General features: G+C 64.8%; 14 protein-coding genes and 1 pseudogene. 9 read left to right on the forward strand and 6 right to left on the reverse strand.

Annotated features, from left to right (window positions below; translation table 11 throughout):
• Together AC1EJR_RS20115 and AC1EJR_RS20120 are read left to right on the forward strand one after the other, a co-directional pair.
• Positions 1–1,437 (forward strand): annotated as a pseudogene (locus AC1EJR_RS20115) (hypothetical protein); the annotation flags it as partial.
• Positions 1,427–1,915, forward strand: a complete 489-nt coding sequence (locus AC1EJR_RS20120; protein ID WP_477113218.1) for a hypothetical protein — start codon at positions 1,427–1,429, stop codon at positions 1,913–1,915. The pseudogene AC1EJR_RS20115 and the gene AC1EJR_RS20120, both read left to right, overlap by 11 nt.
• Before the next feature lie 461 nt (positions 1,916–2,376).
• Here the strand turns inward: AC1EJR_RS20120 and AC1EJR_RS20125 are convergent, their stop codons facing one another.
• Entirely contained in the window at positions 2,377–2,481 is a 105-nt protein-coding gene (locus AC1EJR_RS20125) for a hypothetical protein (protein ID WP_477113219.1), read from the reverse strand.
• On the reverse strand, positions 2,457–2,852 hold the full coding sequence (locus AC1EJR_RS20130; protein ID WP_477113286.1) for a GAF domain-containing protein: 396 nt from the start codon (positions 2,850–2,852) through the stop codon (positions 2,457–2,459). Before AC1EJR_RS20130 ends, AC1EJR_RS20125 begins: the two co-directional genes overlap by 25 nt.
• 53 nt (positions 2,853–2,905) lie before the next feature.
• Here AC1EJR_RS20130 and AC1EJR_RS20135 point away from each other — a divergent pair, with 53 nt between their 5' ends.
• The 3 genes from AC1EJR_RS20135 to AC1EJR_RS20145 all read left to right on the forward strand — a co-directional run bounded on the left by AC1EJR_RS20135 (position 2,906) and on the right by AC1EJR_RS20145 (position 5,088).
• Positions 2,906–3,331: a CopG family transcriptional regulator gene (locus AC1EJR_RS20135; RefSeq protein ID WP_441592431.1), complete on the forward strand. Its 426-nt coding sequence runs from the start codon at positions 2,906–2,908 to the stop codon at positions 3,329–3,331.
• A gap of 51 nt (positions 3,332–3,382) precedes the next feature.
• Entirely contained in the window at positions 3,383–4,510 is a 1,128-nt protein-coding gene (locus tag AC1EJR_RS20140; protein WP_477147462.1) for an extracellular catalytic domain type 1 short-chain-length polyhydroxyalkanoate depolymerase, read from the forward strand.
• A 218-nt stretch (positions 4,511–4,728) separates the two neighbouring features.
• Positions 4,729–5,088, forward strand: coding sequence for a hypothetical protein (locus AC1EJR_RS20145; protein WP_143093904.1), 360 nt, complete (start codon positions 4,729–4,731; stop codon positions 5,086–5,088).
• Positions 5,089–5,125: 37 nt separating this feature from the next.
• Here AC1EJR_RS20145 and AC1EJR_RS20150 read toward each other — a convergent pair whose 3' ends face one another.
• Positions 5,126–5,623: an outer membrane lipoprotein gene (locus AC1EJR_RS20150; protein ID WP_092295365.1), complete on the reverse strand. Its 498-nt coding sequence runs from the start codon at positions 5,621–5,623 to the stop codon at positions 5,126–5,128.
• Positions 5,624–5,719: 96 nt separating this feature from the next.
• Entirely contained in the window at positions 5,720–6,613 is an 894-nt protein-coding gene (locus tag AC1EJR_RS20155; protein WP_477113221.1) for a LysR substrate-binding domain-containing protein, read from the reverse strand.
• A gap of 125 nt (positions 6,614–6,738) precedes the next feature.
• Here AC1EJR_RS20155 and AC1EJR_RS20160 point away from each other — a divergent pair, with 125 nt between their 5' ends.
• Positions 6,739–7,950, forward strand: coding sequence for a M20 aminoacylase family protein (locus tag AC1EJR_RS20160; protein WP_477147463.1), 1,212 nt, complete (start codon positions 6,739–6,741; stop codon positions 7,948–7,950).
• Positions 7,951–7,973: 23 nt separating this feature from the next.
• A complete protein-coding gene (locus AC1EJR_RS20165; protein WP_477147464.1) occupies positions 7,974–8,957 on the forward strand; it encodes a Bug family tripartite tricarboxylate transporter substrate binding protein in 984 nt (327 codons plus the stop codon).
• Between the two features lie 90 nt (positions 8,958–9,047).
• On the opposite strand, the gene AC1EJR_RS20170 is transcribed toward AC1EJR_RS20165, so the two are convergent.
• The gene (locus AC1EJR_RS20170) at positions 9,048–11,165 is read right to left on the reverse strand and encodes a LamG-like jellyroll fold domain-containing protein (protein WP_477147465.1); all 2,118 of its coding nucleotides are present in this window, start codon (positions 11,163–11,165) and stop codon (positions 9,048–9,050) included.
• A 387-nt stretch (positions 11,166–11,552) separates the two neighbouring features.
• Between AC1EJR_RS20170 and AC1EJR_RS20175 the strand changes: the two genes are divergently transcribed.
• On the forward strand, positions 11,553–14,402 hold the full coding sequence (locus AC1EJR_RS20175; protein ID WP_477147466.1) for an autotransporter family protein: 2,850 nt from the start codon (positions 11,553–11,555) through the stop codon (positions 14,400–14,402).
• 47 nt (positions 14,403–14,449) lie between these two features.
• Here the strand turns inward: AC1EJR_RS20175 and AC1EJR_RS20180 are convergent, their stop codons facing one another.
• Positions 14,450–15,388 carry a LysR family transcriptional regulator gene (locus tag AC1EJR_RS20180; RefSeq protein WP_441592446.1) on the reverse strand — a complete coding sequence of 313 codons (939 nt, stop codon included), beginning with the start codon at positions 15,386–15,388 and terminating at the stop codon, positions 14,450–14,452.
• Positions 15,389–15,506: 118 nt separating this feature from the next.
• Here AC1EJR_RS20180 and AC1EJR_RS20185 point away from each other — a divergent pair, with 118 nt between their 5' ends.
• A complete protein-coding gene (locus tag AC1EJR_RS20185; RefSeq protein ID WP_092295350.1) occupies positions 15,507–16,295 on the forward strand; it encodes an HpcH/HpaI aldolase family protein in 789 nt (262 codons plus the stop codon).
• The last annotated feature ends 146 nt before the right edge of the window (positions 16,296–16,441 follow it).

Here is a 16,441-nt window from a genome sequence, read left to right on the forward strand (position 1 = left end):
GACGGCAATGGACTGACGCGAAGTTTCACGTACCAACTTTCGGGTAAGCTGCGGCAGCCGTCCGGCGCGTCCGGGTCGAGTCCCATCGGCGGTCCGTTCAACACGATCCAATACGACGCCGGCAACAACGTCGGCCGCACGGTCGACCGCAACGGCAGCGATACCACCTATAGCTACGACACGCAGGGCCGGGAAATGCAACGCATCGAGGGCTACGGCACGGCCGACGCGAAGACCACGACCACCGAGTGGCATCCGACGTGGAATCTGCCGCTAAAGGTGGCGACACCGGGGCGCGTAGACTACTTCAGCTATGACGCGAAGGGGCAGGTGCTTGAGTATGGCTGGTATCCGACCAACGACGCCACCGGCAATCAAGGGTTCAATGCCCAGCCGTCCGGCGACTTGACGAGGACGACTTGGACCTATGACGCAAACGGCCTGGTGGCGACGGCCGTCGATAAGCTTGGGGAAGCGGTCACAGGCCAATGGACCTTCACTTACGACGCCCAGGGCAACTTGGCTTCGGTGACGAACATCGCTGGGCAGACTGGCACGGCCGTGCAATACGATACAGTGGGCAGGTTGCTGGAGGCGGTAGATACCAGCGGATCTCGCATCAAGTACACTTACGACGCACGCGGGCGCATGACCGACGTCGATATTGATGGCATCCATACACGGTACGAGTACGATTCGATTGGTCAGCTCGTCGGGATCATCGGGCCGAACGATTTGGTGACACGCTATACCTATGATGCCGCCCACCGGCTGATCCAGATCCTGGACAACATCACGCTTCCGGAAGCCATCAACGAATCGAGCTTGGTTAGCCCCTTCTCGGTAAATGGGGCAGCGACTCCTTCCTCGCTGGCTTCCGTTTCCAGCCGGCTGGCATCGGGATGGAATGCAGTGCTGCGTTGGCTAAAGGGCTGGCTCTTGGGCATCATCAGCTCGGCACAGGCCCAAACTGTGCCGTCGCTGCCGAACTCGTATGCGCCCCCACTTCGTCCCGGTCAAAGCAGTCCTACTCTCCCGGGTTCGAGTGCCGCAATAGATCTTGACCCAACTCTTACACCGGAAAAGGCGGCCCCGGGTATGTACGTTATGCAGTTCCTGGTGAGGATTCAAAAGGCATGTGGAGAGGTGCTTGAAGCAGTCGCTTCTTCTTTCGACAAGAGCACTCCTCCGGGGGATTGTGATGACGATAAGTATACCAAGCTAAAAACCAATGTGGACCAAGCCTGCAAGACTGGACAGCAGTATTGCAAAGCAGGTGACAGCCCGATCTTACTTGCATCAAAGCGTGATGCTTTACAAGTTTGCGCAAACGCGAGACGGAAAATGATGAACGTTTGTTTCCGTGGCGGAGACAAAATTCATCAGCGGGAATGGGCAAAAGTCGTACAACAGGTGGATATCTGCAATGGACTCTAACGAATACGCACGGCGATCTGCACAGGTGAAGTCAATTATTCGTGCAGCATTCCCTATCATTCCAATCCCGGCCGGACATAGCCGGGATGACGGCATCGCAAACTACGAGGTGGACGAGGATGTTCAGAAGTTCAATGGACACATGTGGACGGAAATCTCCCTTGACCACTGGATCCGCAGCATCAGTCCTTCTGCAATCCGTCGCGCTACAAGTAGCAGCTTCTTCAAATACTATCTGCCTTCGCTCTTGGTAGGAGTTTTGCAGGACAGTGATTATTTGTACTTGGCACTGGACGCTCTGCTTCCGGATAATCCCAGATATGAGCCTCGTCCTGACTGGAAGGAGTACCGAATGAGCTTTGCTGCACAACAGGCAGAGGCGGTTGTTTCTTTCCTTGAGTTGGCGAAGGAAAGCATTAGCCCGGAGACCGCCGGATGGCATGCCGCGGACGCGGGGCTGGGCGGCTTATGGAATTAGTTGTTCGCCGAAAGGCGATTCTTCGGTGGCACGCTCCATAGTGAGCCGGTTCATCGGAGGTGCTCATTCACGTTCAGGTCGAAGCATGTATATGAGCGACCGCAACCCTAGTCGCCGTCGCTTCGTGACTGTACAACGGACGCTCACGAATCTATATGCAATGACCGCTTCTGGCCGGAAAGGGACCTCGACGCGCCGCGATCTTTATCGTAGCTAACAGTTACGTTTGCCGTCGGCCCCATCGACCAATCCACTTCCAACCTGTAGGGCGATTCTGAACATGCCGACGCACACGTCTTAGGACGTCGCCAAGCAGGCCTGCGACCCGCATTACCACCACTCTCCATGTGCCCAGTTACTGTGAGACAGATCGTCCCTTTTGGATTTGTCGGTGATTGACGTCCCATTAATTTCGAGACGGGACAAAAAGATCACAGTAGCACTAGCGCGCATGCGGGCCGTTACCGTACTGGAAGGGAGGCTTCGAAGCGCGTTCCCACTTCAAGGTCGGATTGCGCCCGGAGGGTGCCACCGTGCGCCTTCACAATCTCATGGCAGATATACAAGACAAGTCCCAGTCCAGCGGCAGCGTCCTGCCCTGCAGGGCGCCAATAGGTTCTCTCAGGTTTGCGATCTCGCGCTCATGCAACAGCGCGGCATGGACGCCCCGCGTTGCCAGTTCGGTGGCAAGTTGCGCGGCAATCAGGCTCGCGAAGCTCTCAAACATTGCCAGGGTGCGCGAGTTCGAAACCGATGCCGGTCTCGCGTCGATCGCGCAGAGGTTCCCGAAATAGGTTCCTTCGGGCAGTACCACCGGTACGGAGATGTAGCTCCTCAATCCGTAGATGCGCGGTGTGTGGTGGCCCCGGTAGATGGGATGGGCGTCAATGGCAGCCAGCAGGAAGGCGAAAAAACTCCTGGTACCATCCAGTGGGATGGTGCTAGGATGGTTGCAGACCTAACCACTTAGCGGGCGACATGGAACGAAAAATGGACCTTGCGGCACAGGGCGGCGCACTTCGCCCCAAGGGCGGCGAGACCGAAAAAATCACGATCAACCTTGGGCCGGTGGACCTCGGGCAGATCGATCTGCTGGTGGAAGAGGGCTTCTATTCGAACCGCACGGATCTGATCCGGACCGCCATCCGCAATCAACTGGCCGTGCACCAGCAGGCCATTCATGAGACGGTGACGCGCCGCGCGCTGGTGCTCGGTCTGCAGCATTTCTCGAAGCAGGATCTCGAGGCGGCGTTGGCAGCCAATGAGAAACTGGCCATCCATGTTCTTGGTCTGGCAAGTATTGCTGCCGATGTGAGCCCAGCGCTGGCATCGGCGACGATCGAATCGGTTGTTGTACTCGGCGCGTTTCATGCACCGCCCGCGGTCAAGGCCGCGCTGGCAGGACGCATACGGTAGCTTGCGGCAATGTCGCCGCGCCCGGTTCTTCGGGCCAGATGGGAAATCAACGTGAAAATGAACGACGCGTTTCTCGCCTCGATGCATGAGGCCATGCAGCTTCTTCAGACCGCAGGCCCGCTCGAGGCAACCGCCGTTATCCAACGGGCGCTTCGCCAACATTCGGCGGATGCACCCGCGCCGGAATCGCCGCCGATGCCGGCACAGGTGGTCCAGCACCTGCTGGAGCATCGCACCGCCGAGCCGGCTCCGGCTCCGGCTCCAGCTCCAGCTCCAGCTCCAGCCCCACGCGCCGAAGCCGTGGCAAAGGCGGGAGACTTCAGTCAGCGACGATTCGCCAATGAAGCTGGCAAGCGCGCCTACAAACTTTACAAGCCGACAGGCGAGGTGCACGGCCCGATGCCGCTGGTCGTCATGCTGCATGGTTGTACCCAGGATGCCGATGATTTCGCAGCGGGTACGCGCATGAATGCGCTTGCGGACAAGCTCGGCTTCATGGTCCTGTATCCGATTCAGCCGGCCGATGCCAATGCCTCGAAATGCTGGAACTGGTTCCGCCCGGGCGACCAGCAAGCGGGGCGTGGTGAGCCGTCGATCCTCGCGGGCATGACGCAGGAGGTCATTGCGCGCCACGGCGTCGATCCCGATCGCGTATACATTGCGGGCCTGTMAGCGGGCGGGGCGATGGCCGCCGTGATGGTCGAACGCTATCCCGAACTGTTTGCCGCGGCCGGCGTCCACTCGGGACTTCCGGCGGGCTGCGCCCATGACCTGCCATCGGCGCTCGCGGCGATGAAAGGCGGAAAGGGCCTGGGCGCTTCCAGGCGGGGCGCGTCGCCGCACGCCACGCCACGGCGCCCCTTGATTGTCTTCCACGGCGATGCCGACCACACTGTGCACCGCGCCAACGGCGACCGGCTGATCGAGCCCTACGAACAGGGCAGTGCCCAGAAGCGGATCGAGCGCGACGCCAGTCGCGCCGGCCGCCGCTACACGCGCAGCCTGATCACCACGCCGTCGGGCGTCGATGCCGAATACTGGCTGCTCCATGACGCCGGACATGCATGGTCAGGCGGAGGCACAGGCGGTTCGTACACCGATCCCAAGGGGCCAGACGCCAGTACGGAAATGCTCCGGTTCTTCCTGGCCCATCMGCGCCGTCCGCTGCCTCATCAATAAGAGACAATCCGCCGGGTGACGGTGGCGGTGGCGAGCCACTGACTCGCCCCTGCGACCCGTAAGCCCGCATCCCTCCCCTAGTCGGGTGTATCGGTCCCGCACACCCCACTTCGACACGCGTGCGATAGCGCTGCCTGCGTGATACCGTGCTCGCCGCCCTCACACTCTATCTGCCGACTATGGTCGCCATCCTGCTTCTGGTTGCCGCATTTCTGTTCATGGCCATGCTGTTGCCGGTCAAGGTCACCCTCGCCGTGGTGGTGATTACCGTGGTGATCGGCTTCGTGGTCAAGGTCGTCGCCAGGATGGTGACGGGCGAAGACCCGACCGTGGTCGAGGCCCTGAAGGCCGTGTTTGTAGCGCTACTGTTCAACGCCATCGCGGCGGCGGCCATGGCCAAGCTGACGGGCGGATCGCTGTCCGGCCCCGCCTCGCTCGTGACCTGGGTGGTGACGTTCATCGCGTTCTCGTTCGGCTTCGTCGTGATGCTGAAGGCCACGCTCAAGCAGAGCGCCGTGATCTCGCTGGTGTCCTCGCCGATCGCCGCGCTGATTCTCTTCGCGGCCGTCAAGATCTGACAGCGGCGCGGCCATCGCGCCGCGTTCCCCCGGCCGCTCAGGCCGTCACCCGCACCTTGCCATCTTCCGACCACAGCAGTTGCACGCGCTGGCCCGGGTAGAAGCTGCCTTCGGATGCCGACTGGGTGATCGCCTGCAGCCGGCCGTCGGGCAGCCGGACCGTGATTTCATATCCGGGGTGGCGCTCCACGCCCGACTCGATCTCGTGCCCGGCCAACCCGCCGGCAAGGCCGCCGGCCACACCTGCGAGCAGCGAACCATGGCCGTGCCCGATGGCGCTGCCGGCCACGGCGCCCAGCAGGCCGCCGCCCAGTTCGCCTACCAGGCTCGATCCCTGGCTGCTGTCGTCGATCTGCACCAACCGCACGCGCTCGACCGTGGCCATCGTCACGGTCTCGGGCAGCGAGGTCTGTCCGGCGCTGTAGACGCTGCCCGGCGGCGCGTACTCGGCGCAGGCAGAGGCAAGCAGCGTGCTGGCCAGCAGCATGGCGGCCAGCGGGAAGTGCAACGATGAAGGACGACGTGTGGAAAACATGGGCGGCTCCTGTCGGACATTGACTGGAGCCACTCTACGGCTGGGCGGCGCAGGGGCGTTTTCCGAAAGCCGGGGACTTTGCGTGTTCGCAGGATGCTATGGCGCCAGGTGGCTGACAAACAGTTCGGCCAGCATGCGCGCGGACGTCCCCAGCGGCATCGCGCGCAGGCGGATGAGGCCGGTCTGCATCGGGGGCGGCAGCGGAGATAGCGCCGCGAACGCCTGCAGCCCGTTGCCATACATCGGATCGGCCAGCAGTTGCGTGGGGCAGTAGCCGATGGCATCGGTGCGGCGCATCAGTTCCGTCATCAGCGTGGGCGATGTGCACGCCGTGATCTGGCGCGGGACGGGGAGGTCGCTCGTCCGCAACCATTCCAGCAACGTCTCGCTCTGGCTGCCCGGGGACAAGTTCAAGGTCCACCGGGCATGCTCCAGCGCCTGCCAGCCCGTCGCACCGGCGAGCGGATGGCCGACTCTGCCGGCCGGGACGGCGCTGACCTCGAACAGCGGTTCGAAGGCCAGTTCGGGCGGCAGCTCGTCCGGATCCGCGATGGCGATGGCGAAGTCCAGCCGGCCTTCGATCAGCCGTGGAATCAGGTCGGCAAGAAATCCTTCGCTCAATGACAGCCGCGCATCGGGCTGCCGGGCGGTGAAGGCCTCCCAGACGCGGGGCAGCACATCCAGCGCCAGAAGCGGGGTGACCGCCGCCGCCACGTGCGCGCCGGCACCGCCCTGCAACGCCCGGATCTCGTCCCGGGCCCGCTCCAGCGACGCCAGCGCCAGGCGGGCGTTGGTGAGCAGCACGCGCCCGGCCGCCGTGAACTCCACCCCCTTGTGGCTGCGCACGAGCAGCTCCGTCCCGACATCGTCCTCGAGTTCGCGCAGCGCCTTGGTCAGGGCGCTCTGGCTGAGATGCAGGCTCCGGGCAGCGGCACGGATGGTGCCGTTTTCGGCGACCTGGACGAGGGCTCGGAGCTGGTGCTGGCGCATGACAAGGGTTCCAGGGGAGGGTGGCGATGATGAACACCAAAGGTGTTCACCATGGAAAATATATCGCCAATTGGTTTTCTCCGGGAGCCATATGATGGAGCGGACCAGAACCGATCCGACCCCCCATGACCGACGCGAACTGCAGTGACCCCGATGTGGACAACATGACGGCCTGGCGGCGGCGCTTCCACAGTCACCCGGAACTCGGCTTCGAGGAATTCCGGACCAGCGCCTTCGTGGCCGGCAAGCTGGAGGAATGGGGCTACGACGTCACCACGGGCATCGCTGGCACCGGGCTCGTCGGGCGGCTTCGCTTCGGCAAGGGCAGCCGCCAGCTCGGCCTGCGCGCGGAGATGGACGCGCTGCCCATCCAGGAGGTCACGGGGCTGCCATGGGCCAGCCAGATCCCCGGCAAGATGCATGGCTGCGGCCACGATGGCCACACGGCGATGCTGCTAGGCGCGGCCCAGCGTCTGGCGGCGATGCAGCGAGAGGGCGTGGATTGGGATGGCACCCTGCACCTGATCTTCCAGCYGGCCGAGGAACTGGGCGGCGCCGGCGGGGCGCGGCGGATGATGGACGAGGCCCTGTTCGCGCGCTTTCCGTGCGATGCCGTGTTCGCCATGCACAACTATCCGGGGCGCCCGGTGGGGCGCTTCTATGTCAAGGAGGGCGCGTTCATGGCGTCGTCCGACCGCGCCGTGATCACCTTCCACGGGGTCGGGGGGCATGGGGCGATGCCCCAACTGGCTGTCGATCCCACGATTGCCGCGGCTTCGACCGTGATGGCGCTGCAGAGCATCGTCGCCCGCAATGTCGATCCGCAGGCTGCCGCCGTCATCACCGTAGGGCGCCTCGAGGCGGGAACCACCTACAACATCATCCCGGAGTCGGCCGAACTGGAACTGAGCATCCGGGCGCTGCAGCCCGAGGTGCGGGCGCTGCTGGAACGGCGCATCCACGAAGTGGTCGAGGGCCAGGCGCGCGCGTTCGGTCTGCGGCATGCCATCGTCTATGAGCGCGGCTATCCGGTACTGGTCAACACCGCGCCGGAGACAGCGCTCGCCGTGCGGGTCGCCCGCAAGCTGTACGGGGCCGATTGCGTCGATGACGACGCGACGCCGCTGTGCGCCAGCGAGGACTTCGCCTACATGCTGGCCGAGCGCCCCGGCTGCTACCTGATGATCGGCAATGGCGACAATGGCCACGCGGGCGGCGTGCCGACCGGCCCCTGCAGCGTGCACAACCCCTCGTACGATTTCAACGACCGCTGCCTGGATACGGGCGCGGCATTCTGGGTGGCGCTCGCCACCGAATTCTTCCACCCCACTGCCTGACTGCCATGAACTCGATTCGCAGAATGCTTGCCCGTTGCACGTTTGCCGCTGTCGCTACGGTTGGCCTGCTCGCCACGCCGGGCGCGGGCGCGGCGGACGCGTATCCCTCCAAGCCAGTCGTGCTGATGGTGCCGTACCCGGCCGGCGGGCTCTCCGATGCCATTGCCCGCAGCATGAATACTCGGCTGTCGAAGGCGCTGGGCCAGCCGGTGCTGGTGGAGAATCTCGGCGGCGTCAGTGGCGCCATGGCGGCGCAGAAGGTGCTGAACGCGCCGGCGGACGGCTACATGATCTTCCTGGGCTCGCCGAACGAGGTCATCCTGTCGCCGCTGTCCAATGCGGCGGTGAAGCTGCGTACCGAGGATTTCCGCTTATTGACGCCGGTCACCGTCAACCGGCTCGTGATGGTGGCGCGGCCCGACCTGCCGGTCCGCAGCGTCGACGATCTCATCGCGCTGGCCAAGGCCAATCCGGCCAAGCCGCTGACGTACGGCAGCGTCGGTCCCGGGTCGATGTATCACCTGGTGACCGAGGACATGGCGACCCGGACCCATATCGGMGTGAGCCACATCCCCTACAAGGGCATGGCGCCGCTGATGCAGGACCTGGCCGGGAAGAACGTCGACTTCGCCATCCTGCCGTACGCGGCCAGCTTCCGTGGCTTGTCCGATCAGGGGCGGTTGAAGCTGGTCGGCTGGGCCGGAAACAGCCGCAGCAAGGTCGATCCCGCCATCCCGGCCTTCGGCGAAGGGACGCAACTCAAGGACTTCGACCAGGCGACCTGGGCCGGCATCATGGTCAAGCAGGGCACGCCGGAGGCCGTGGTCGCGCGGCTGCACCAGGCGCTCGTCGAGACGCTGCAGGACGCACAGGTCGTCAGCGGTCTGGAGGCGACCGGTGCGGAGGTGGCCAAGCCCAGCTCGGTGGCTGACGCGCAGCGCTTCCTGCAGGCAGAGACCGGCAAGTTCCGCGCGATGGCGAAGCGGATCCATCTCCAGCCGMAGTAAGCCAGGACCGCAATGTAGAAAGGCCCGTGCCGCCATGCAACATCGCATGGCGGCACGGGCCTTTTTTAGCTAGCGCCTCAACGCCTCAGGTCAGGCGCGGCGTGCCGTCAGCCACTTGTCCGACGCCAGCGGTTCCGTGCAGAGGCGCACTTCGCCGATCTGGCCGAGGAAGCCATTCGACGGGACGTTGCCGTAGACACCGCCGCCCACGAAGAAGCGGCTGGCAGCATTGACGGCGGCGATGCCGCGCGTGTTCGACGCGTTGCGCAGCACCGGGGCGCCTTCCACGTACATCACCGTCTCATTCTTCGCCGGGTCGTTGACCACGGCGACGTGGACCCACTTCTCGGCGATGATCTCGCCAKACCAGTTTGCGGCCGGGTTCTTGGTGCCGGCCGTGCTCGGCGTGACTTCCCACTGCACTTCGCGCAGGCTGGAGATGGCGAAGATCAGCGGGCTTTCGTCGCCGTCGCCGCTGCCAAAGCCGGCGACCGTGCTGCGTCGGCCCTCGCGCTCCATGATGTTCATCCACGCGTTGTTGCCGGCCGTCCACGACGCCGGCACCTTGATGAATGCCTCGACGGTGTAGCCGTTGTCGAACGTCAACGCATTCAGGGCCGCCGTGGTCTGCGTGGCGAAGTAGCTCATGCGCTGGGGACTGTTCAGTGAATTGGCGAACTTCACGCTGCCCGGGGCAGCCGACAGGAAGTGGTGATCGTTCGACCACGTCAGGTCGCCCAGTTGGGCCGCGCCGCCATTGGCCAGCGCTTCACGCGAGAGCGGATTGGCACCGGTCAGGTCGTCGATCACCTGGCCGACCGGCACGGCGGCGCCGTCGGTGCCGCCGAAGAAGCGCCAGTGCGCCACGGTGGAAGCCACCAGCGGGTAGTCGTTGGTGTCGGCGGCGGCCTTCTTGTCGGTMAGGCTCGGCTCGGTGTAGTTGGCCAGGATCGCGGCCTTGGCGCGGTCGTTGATCGGATCGTTGCCGGCCGCCGGGATGGCGAAGTCGGCGTTGAAGCGCGCAAAGCGCTTGCGGAAATCGAAGTCGATCTCGAACTGCTGGTTCTTGTCGGTCAGCACCGCTACGTCGAACTCGTTCAGCGTCTCGGTGGGCTTCTGCGGCACCCACGGCGAGAACGAGATGACCTTGATCTTGTTATTGGTCAGGTCGAATTCGTACAGGCGCATCAAGCCGTTGCCGCCCATGTACGCCATCTGGTAGTCGACCACCATTTCCTCGACGGGGTTGCCGAAGTCGTTGGTCTTCGTGAGGTGCGCAGCGCCATGGTAGTGGCCGTTCAGCGTCATGAAGATCTGGTCGTTGTCCTTGATCAGCTTGTCCCACAGCATCAGGCCGTACGGCACTTCCAGCGGGCTGACGCCATCCGGGCCGATATTGAGCAACTGGTGGGTCGAGAGGATGACCGGCACCTTCGGGTAGCGCTTGAGCACGTTGCGCGCCCAGGTGATGGCGGCGTCGGAGGCGCGCCACGACATCGACAGCACCATGAAGCGGTTGCCGTCCACGTCGAAGAAGTGGTACTCGTGGAAGCCCGACGGATCGCGACCGCCGAAGGTGGCCTGGCGCTGCGCGCGGGTGGTCGGGAAGGTCTTCAGGTACGGCTCGTTGGCCAGGTTGCGCTGCGCGTCGGTGTTCGACGCCTGGCTGCCGGCGTTGACGTAGTCCACGTCCGAGATCACGTCGTGGTTGCCGGCCAGGATCGAGTACGGCGCGCGGGCCGCTTCCATGACTTCCATGGCCTCGTCGGCGATCTGCCATTGCAGCGGCTTGCCCTGCTGATCCACCACATCGCCGAGGTGGATCGTGAACGGGATGCGCAGGTCGGCGGCGTTCTGCGTGATCCACTTGGTCTGCGCCAGGAACGGCGTGGTGCCGTACTTGCGCTGGAACTGCAGGTTCTCGTCAGTGGTGGCGTAGCGCGAATAGAACTGCGTATCGGGCAGCACGGCGAGCGCGAAGCTCGAGACCTTGCCGGACGGCGTGGAGCCACCCGGCGTGGTGCCGGGCGTCGTGGCCGGCGTGCCGGGCGCGGCATCGCCGCCGCCGCCGCACGCGGCCAGCAGGGCCGAGGTGCCGAACGACATGCCAAGGCCCGCCCTGAGCAGCAGGCGGCGCTGGCGGTCTGGAATGCCCTCGAGCTTGACGGTATCGATTGCGGATGGCTTGCCCGGTGTCTTGCTTTGCATTTCTACTTCCCTGTTGACCCACGAAAAGCCCGTGATTCTGGAGAGCGCTCGTGACAGGGTGTTGATCGAAATGTGACGGTTCGGATTGACGGAGGGTCCTGCAGATGAGCACGCCGTGCGGCCTTTCCTCGGCCGCACGGCGTGCATTCCGACTAACAGAATGACGTTTAGAGTGTGTCCTCTAAACCATCAGGACGGCGGTGGCAATACCTTGCCACCGTCCAACAGACAGGCGTCGCGCTGTCGCGACAGGACGTTATCTGTAGCGCTTACATACATTTTGCGTCGTGATTTAAGATCGCCCCGCATCACTTTGTGCCAATAACAATACATTTGAACGGGGTGTCAATGAAGTCCAATTTTTGTCGTGGAATCCGACGGGCGGGCGTGCGCGCGCCGCAAGCGTCCTGTATCACCCTGGCTGTTGCGCTGCTGTTTCCGACGGGCGCGTCGGCCGGCGAATATGTTGCCTCCAGTCTCGCCGAGCTGCAGTCGGCCATTACGGCCGCCAATGCGGACGGCGATGCCACTGCCACCATCCGCCTGAGCGCTGACGTGACCATGCCCGGTGGCGTCTGGTCAATCGGCTCGCCTACCAAACCAATCACGCTCGATACGAACGGTTTCGTGCTGACGAAGACCGGCGCGCTGGGGAACTATGTGACATCCGCGACGGGACCGCTGACGTTGAACGGCACCTATACGGTTGCCCCGGACACGGCGGGCGGCACGGCCATGTTGATCAGCGGAGGCGGCCAGGCGATCGTCAACGGCACCGTGACCGGCGGCAACACGACGGTGGCGGGCAGCGAGAGCGGGGTCGCCGTCTCGGTGCTGCCCAACACAACCGTCGTCAACAACGGTTCGATCAAAGGCGGCAGCGGAACGAATTCTGCCAACGGTACGGGAGGCGTATCGCTCTCGACCAATGCCAGATTGGTCAACTCGGCCACTGGCACCATCACGGGGGGCGATGCCTCGGGTGGCCAGGCCGGCACCGCCGTGAACCTGACTGCGACCGTCACGGGCGGCGTGGTCAACGCGGGCACGATTCGYGGGGGCGCCGACCTGAGTGGTGGCGGGGCCGGTGGCGTCGGCATACGCGTCCAGGCGGGTACGCCTACCGTCACTAACTCGGGGCTGATCGAAGGGGGGGCTGGCGCGGGGGCTATCGCCGTATCTGGCTCCGCCGGAACGCTGACGGTCGTCAACGCGGGCACCATCCGCGCCGGGACCGGTTACGCGAATGCCATCGAATATGCCTCGGGCGGCACGGGCCGGGCTGTGCTCGAACTGCAGGCCGGCTCCAACATCGTCGGCAACGTCGTCGCGAACGCCACGGTGGCCAATGACACCTTCCGCCTCGGCGGCGCCACCGACAGCGTGTTCGATGTCTCGACCATCGGCGACACCGCGCAGTACCGTTACTTCGACAACTTCGTGAAGACCGGCGCCAGCACGTGGGCGCTGATCGGTGCCGGCACGGTMACCGCGCCGTGGACCGTGGACCAGGGCACGCTGCAGATCGGCAATGGCGGCACCAGCGGCAGCCTGGCCGGCAATGTGGTCGTCAACAGCGGCGCCACGCTGGCGTTCAATCGTTCCGATGCCCACACCTATGGCGGCATCGTGTCGGGCGCGGGTAGCCTCGCGCAGAACGGCAGCGGCACCACCGTGCTGACCGGCGCCAACACCTACACGGGCGGCACCGCCGTCAACCTCGGCACGCTGGCCATCGACGGCTCGATCACCAGCCCGGTGACGGTAGCCACGGCCGGTACGCTGTCCGGCACCGGCACGATCTTCGKCAATGTCACGAACAGCGGTACGGTKACGCCGGGCGGCGGCTCGGGCGTGCTGACCATCGCCGGCAACTACATCGGCAACGGCGGCACGGTCCGCGTGAACACGGTGTTTGGCGGCGACGCATCGGCCACCGGGCGGCTTGTGGTGACCGGCGATACCTCGGGCAGCAGCCAGATCCGGGCGGTCAACATCGGCGGAGGGGGCGCGGCCACGGTCGAGGGGATCAAGGTCATCGACGTGCAGGGCGCGTCGAATGCCACCTTCACGCTCGCTGGCGACTACACATTCCAGGGCCAGCAGGCAGTGGTGGCCGGCCCGTACGCGTACCGGCTGGTCAAGAACGGCGTGTCGACGCCGACCGACGGTGACTGGTACCTGCGGTCCACGCTGGCCGAAACGCCTGMTGTCGGCGCCTCGGCGTCAGCCGCCGCCACGCCGCTGCTGGCCCCGACCGTGCCGCTGTACGAAGCCTATTCCAGCGTGCTGCAACGCTTCAACGAGCTGGGCACGCTCCAGCAGCGCGTGGGCAATCGTTCGTGGTCGCCCAACGCCGCCGTGCAGGCCGAGCAGGATGCGGGCAAGCCGGTCATTGGCCGTGGGGCGTGGGCGCGCGTCGAAGGTTCGAACACCCATATCGATCCGTCCACCAGCACGACCAGCGCCAGCTACAACGTCCGCATGTGGAAGTTCGAGGGTGGCGTGGATGCGCCGGTCATCGAGAATCAGGCCGGCACGCTGGTGGTGGGGCCGACCTTCCACTATGGCGTCGCCAATTCCAACGTCTCGTCGATGTTCGGCAACGGCGCGATCGATGCCACCGGCTACGGCTTTGGCGGCACGGCGACGTGGTATGGCAACAATGGATCGTATGTCGATGCCCGCGCGACCGTGACCTGGTACGACACCGATATCCGCTCGTCGACGCTGTCGACCAAGCTGGCCAACGGCAACCGGGGCAGCGGTGTAGCCACCAGCGTGGAAGCCGGCCACCAGCTMGCGCTGGGGGGCAACTGGTCGATCACGCCGCAGGCGCAGCTCGCCTGGTCGCAGGTGCGCTTCGACGCGTTCACGGACCAGTACGGCACCAATGTGTCGCGCGATAACGGCAACAGCCTGGTCTCGCGCCTGGGCGTGTCGCTCGATCACGAGGCCAAGTGGACCGCCGGCAACGGCAAGACGAGCCGCTCGCACGTCTACGGCATCACCAACCTGTACTACGACTTCCTGCACGGCACGTCGGCGCGCGTCGCCGACCTCAGCGTCGTCAGCAAGGAGCAGGCGCTGTGGGCTGGCCTGGGCATCGGTGCCTCGCTGAACTGGGACGACGATCGCTACACGGTCTATGGCGAACTGCTGGCGCGCACCAGCCTGCAGGACTTTGGCGACAGCAATGCGATTGGCGCCAAGCTTGGCGTGCGTTATCGCTGGTAAGGCAGCGGCGCGACCCCATGACTGTCCGGCACAGAAGGGATGCCGGCTCATGTCTGACCGGAGAAGCACCGCTGGTCAACCGTGTAACCGGCTGCGATCTCCACCGCCTGTTCGACGAACGGCAAGGTCAGCGGATTGCCGATTTCCTTGTGGAAGGCGATCCACAGTTCAAGGGTTGGTACGTCCCGATTGGCGATCCGTCGATACACCACGCCCTTGACCGGCTGCGCGGCGGCCGAGGCGGGCACCAGGGACACCGCCACGCCGGCTGCCACCATCGCCATCATGGCGTGGTGACGCGCCCCGTCGTGCATGCACGACGGTACGACGTTGTGCTCCGCCAGCCAGGTCATCATCAGGTCGTGCGCATACTGGCCGTGACGCCGTTCGAGCGTGGCAAGGCTTTGGCCATCGAGGTCACGCGCATTGACGCTGGATTTTCCGGCCAGCGGATGGTTCGCGGGGGCGGCCAGGACATAAGGCTCCGACATCAGGCGGCGCGCCTGCAGACGGGAATCGGTGACAGGCGGCCGCAGGATCGCCACATCGAGTTCGTTTCCCAGAAGGGACTGGATCATCGCTTCGGAGCTGGTCTCGCGCAGCGAGTACAGGACGCCGGGCACATGCGCCGAGAATTGCCGCAGGATGTCCGGCACCAGTTCGATGGCGGAGATCGCGGTCAGGCCGATGCCGAGGTGTCCGACGTTCTCCCCGCGATCCGCCTGGGTCACCATTTGCCGCGCGCGGTGCTCGATGTCGAACAGCTTTTCCGCCTCCGCCCGCAGGACCTGGCCTGCCGGCGTCAGTCGCACGCTGCGCTTGTTGCGCTCGAACAGCTGGGCGCCGATCTGCGCCTCCAACTGCTTGATCTGCAGGCTGAGGGGCGGCTGAGTCATATTCAGCCGCCGCGCCGCGCGCGTGAAATTGAGCTCGTCAGCCAGCACGAGAAACGAGGTCAATACGCGGAGTTCGAGGGGCGTGTACATATACAGGATTTGTATAAGTMAGATACGGAAGTAATATTGGAAATATAACTCGCGAGTACGCAGAATGTCTTCACCCAGTCCCCATCAAGGGGGCGAGACCAGAACAACTGCGCGAGACATGATCATCCAACACCCCCTCGACGACCGCCTCCCGGCGCTGCTGCGCAGCGGCGAGCCCCTCCGCGGCATCTTCACCGCCTTGCCCAGCCCGGCCATCGTGGAGATGTGCGCCTACGCGGGCTTCACCTTCGTCATCATCGACAACGAGCATGGCGCGGCCGGTTTCGAAACGACCGAGCACATGCTGCGCGCGGCGCGTGCCAGCGGGATCATTCCTGTTGTGCGCTGCTTCCCCGGCGATATGGCGCGGGTACTGGACATGGGGGCGAGCGGCGTCCAGGTGCCCATGATCGAGACCGCCGATGCGGCGCGCGACCTCGTGCAGCGCGTCCGTTACCCCGCCATCGGCCGGCGCGGCAGCGCCTTCAGCAGTCGCGCGGCCGGCTATGGCGCCTTTCCCGGCGCTCCGCACACCACGCGCAGCAACGAGGGCGTGGCGCTGATCGCCATGATCGAGACGCCCGAGGGCGTGGCCAACGCCGCGGAAATTGCGGCAGTCGAGGGAATCGACGCAGTGTTTGTTGGCCCCAACGACCTGTCGCACGCAATGGGCTTCGGCAACGACTGGAAGGCGCCGGCCGTGGCAGCGGCGATCGAGCAAGCGCTGCGTGCCATCGATGGTCAGGGCAAGTGCGCGGGCATCATCGCGCTGGGCGCCGACGACGAGCAGCGCTACGGCCAGTTTGGTGCGCGCTATTTCGCCACGGTCGCCACCACGCTGATCACGCAGGCGTTCCGGCAGGCGGCGCAGCCTCCCGACATGCCGGCGCCGACGCTGCGTTACTAGTTCGGCCCGGCACCGGGCCAGTCAGTGGCTCGCCATTCCCCATTCACGACGACATTCGCGTGCGCCGCTACGGCAAGCCGCGCCAGGCAGCATGAGCGCACGCCGGGGCGGGCCGGTCGATTTCGGCGGCAGCGTAGTGCTGGTGA

The organism is Cupriavidus sp. 05T42, assembly GCF_056396345.1.

Excerpts from the sequence above, each read along its gene's own strand:
- AC1EJR_RS20120 (WP_477113218.1), top strand. The coding sequence starts at position 1,427 with ATGGACTCTAACGAATACGCACGGCGATCTGCACAGGTGAAGTCAATT.
- AC1EJR_RS20180 (WP_441592446.1), bottom strand. The coding sequence starts at position 15,388 with ATGTACACGCCCCTCGAACTCCGCGTATTGACCTCGTTTCTCGTGCTG.
- AC1EJR_RS20135 (WP_441592431.1), top strand. The coding sequence starts at position 2,906 with ATGGACCTTGCGGCACAGGGCGGCGCACTTCGCCCCAAGGGCGGCGAG.
- AC1EJR_RS20155 (WP_477113221.1), bottom strand. The coding sequence starts at position 6,613 with ATGCGCCAGCACCAGCTCCGAGCCCTCGTCCAGGTCGCCGAAAACGGC.
- AC1EJR_RS20185 (WP_092295350.1), top strand. The coding sequence starts at position 15,507 with ATGATCATCCAACACCCCCTCGACGACCGCCTCCCGGCGCTGCTGCGC.
- AC1EJR_RS20145 (WP_143093904.1), top strand. The coding sequence starts at position 4,729 with ATGGCCATGCTGTTGCCGGTCAAGGTCACCCTCGCCGTGGTGGTGATT.
- AC1EJR_RS20150 (WP_092295365.1), bottom strand. The coding sequence starts at position 5,623 with ATGTTTTCCACACGTCGTCCTTCATCGTTGCACTTCCCGCTGGCCGCC.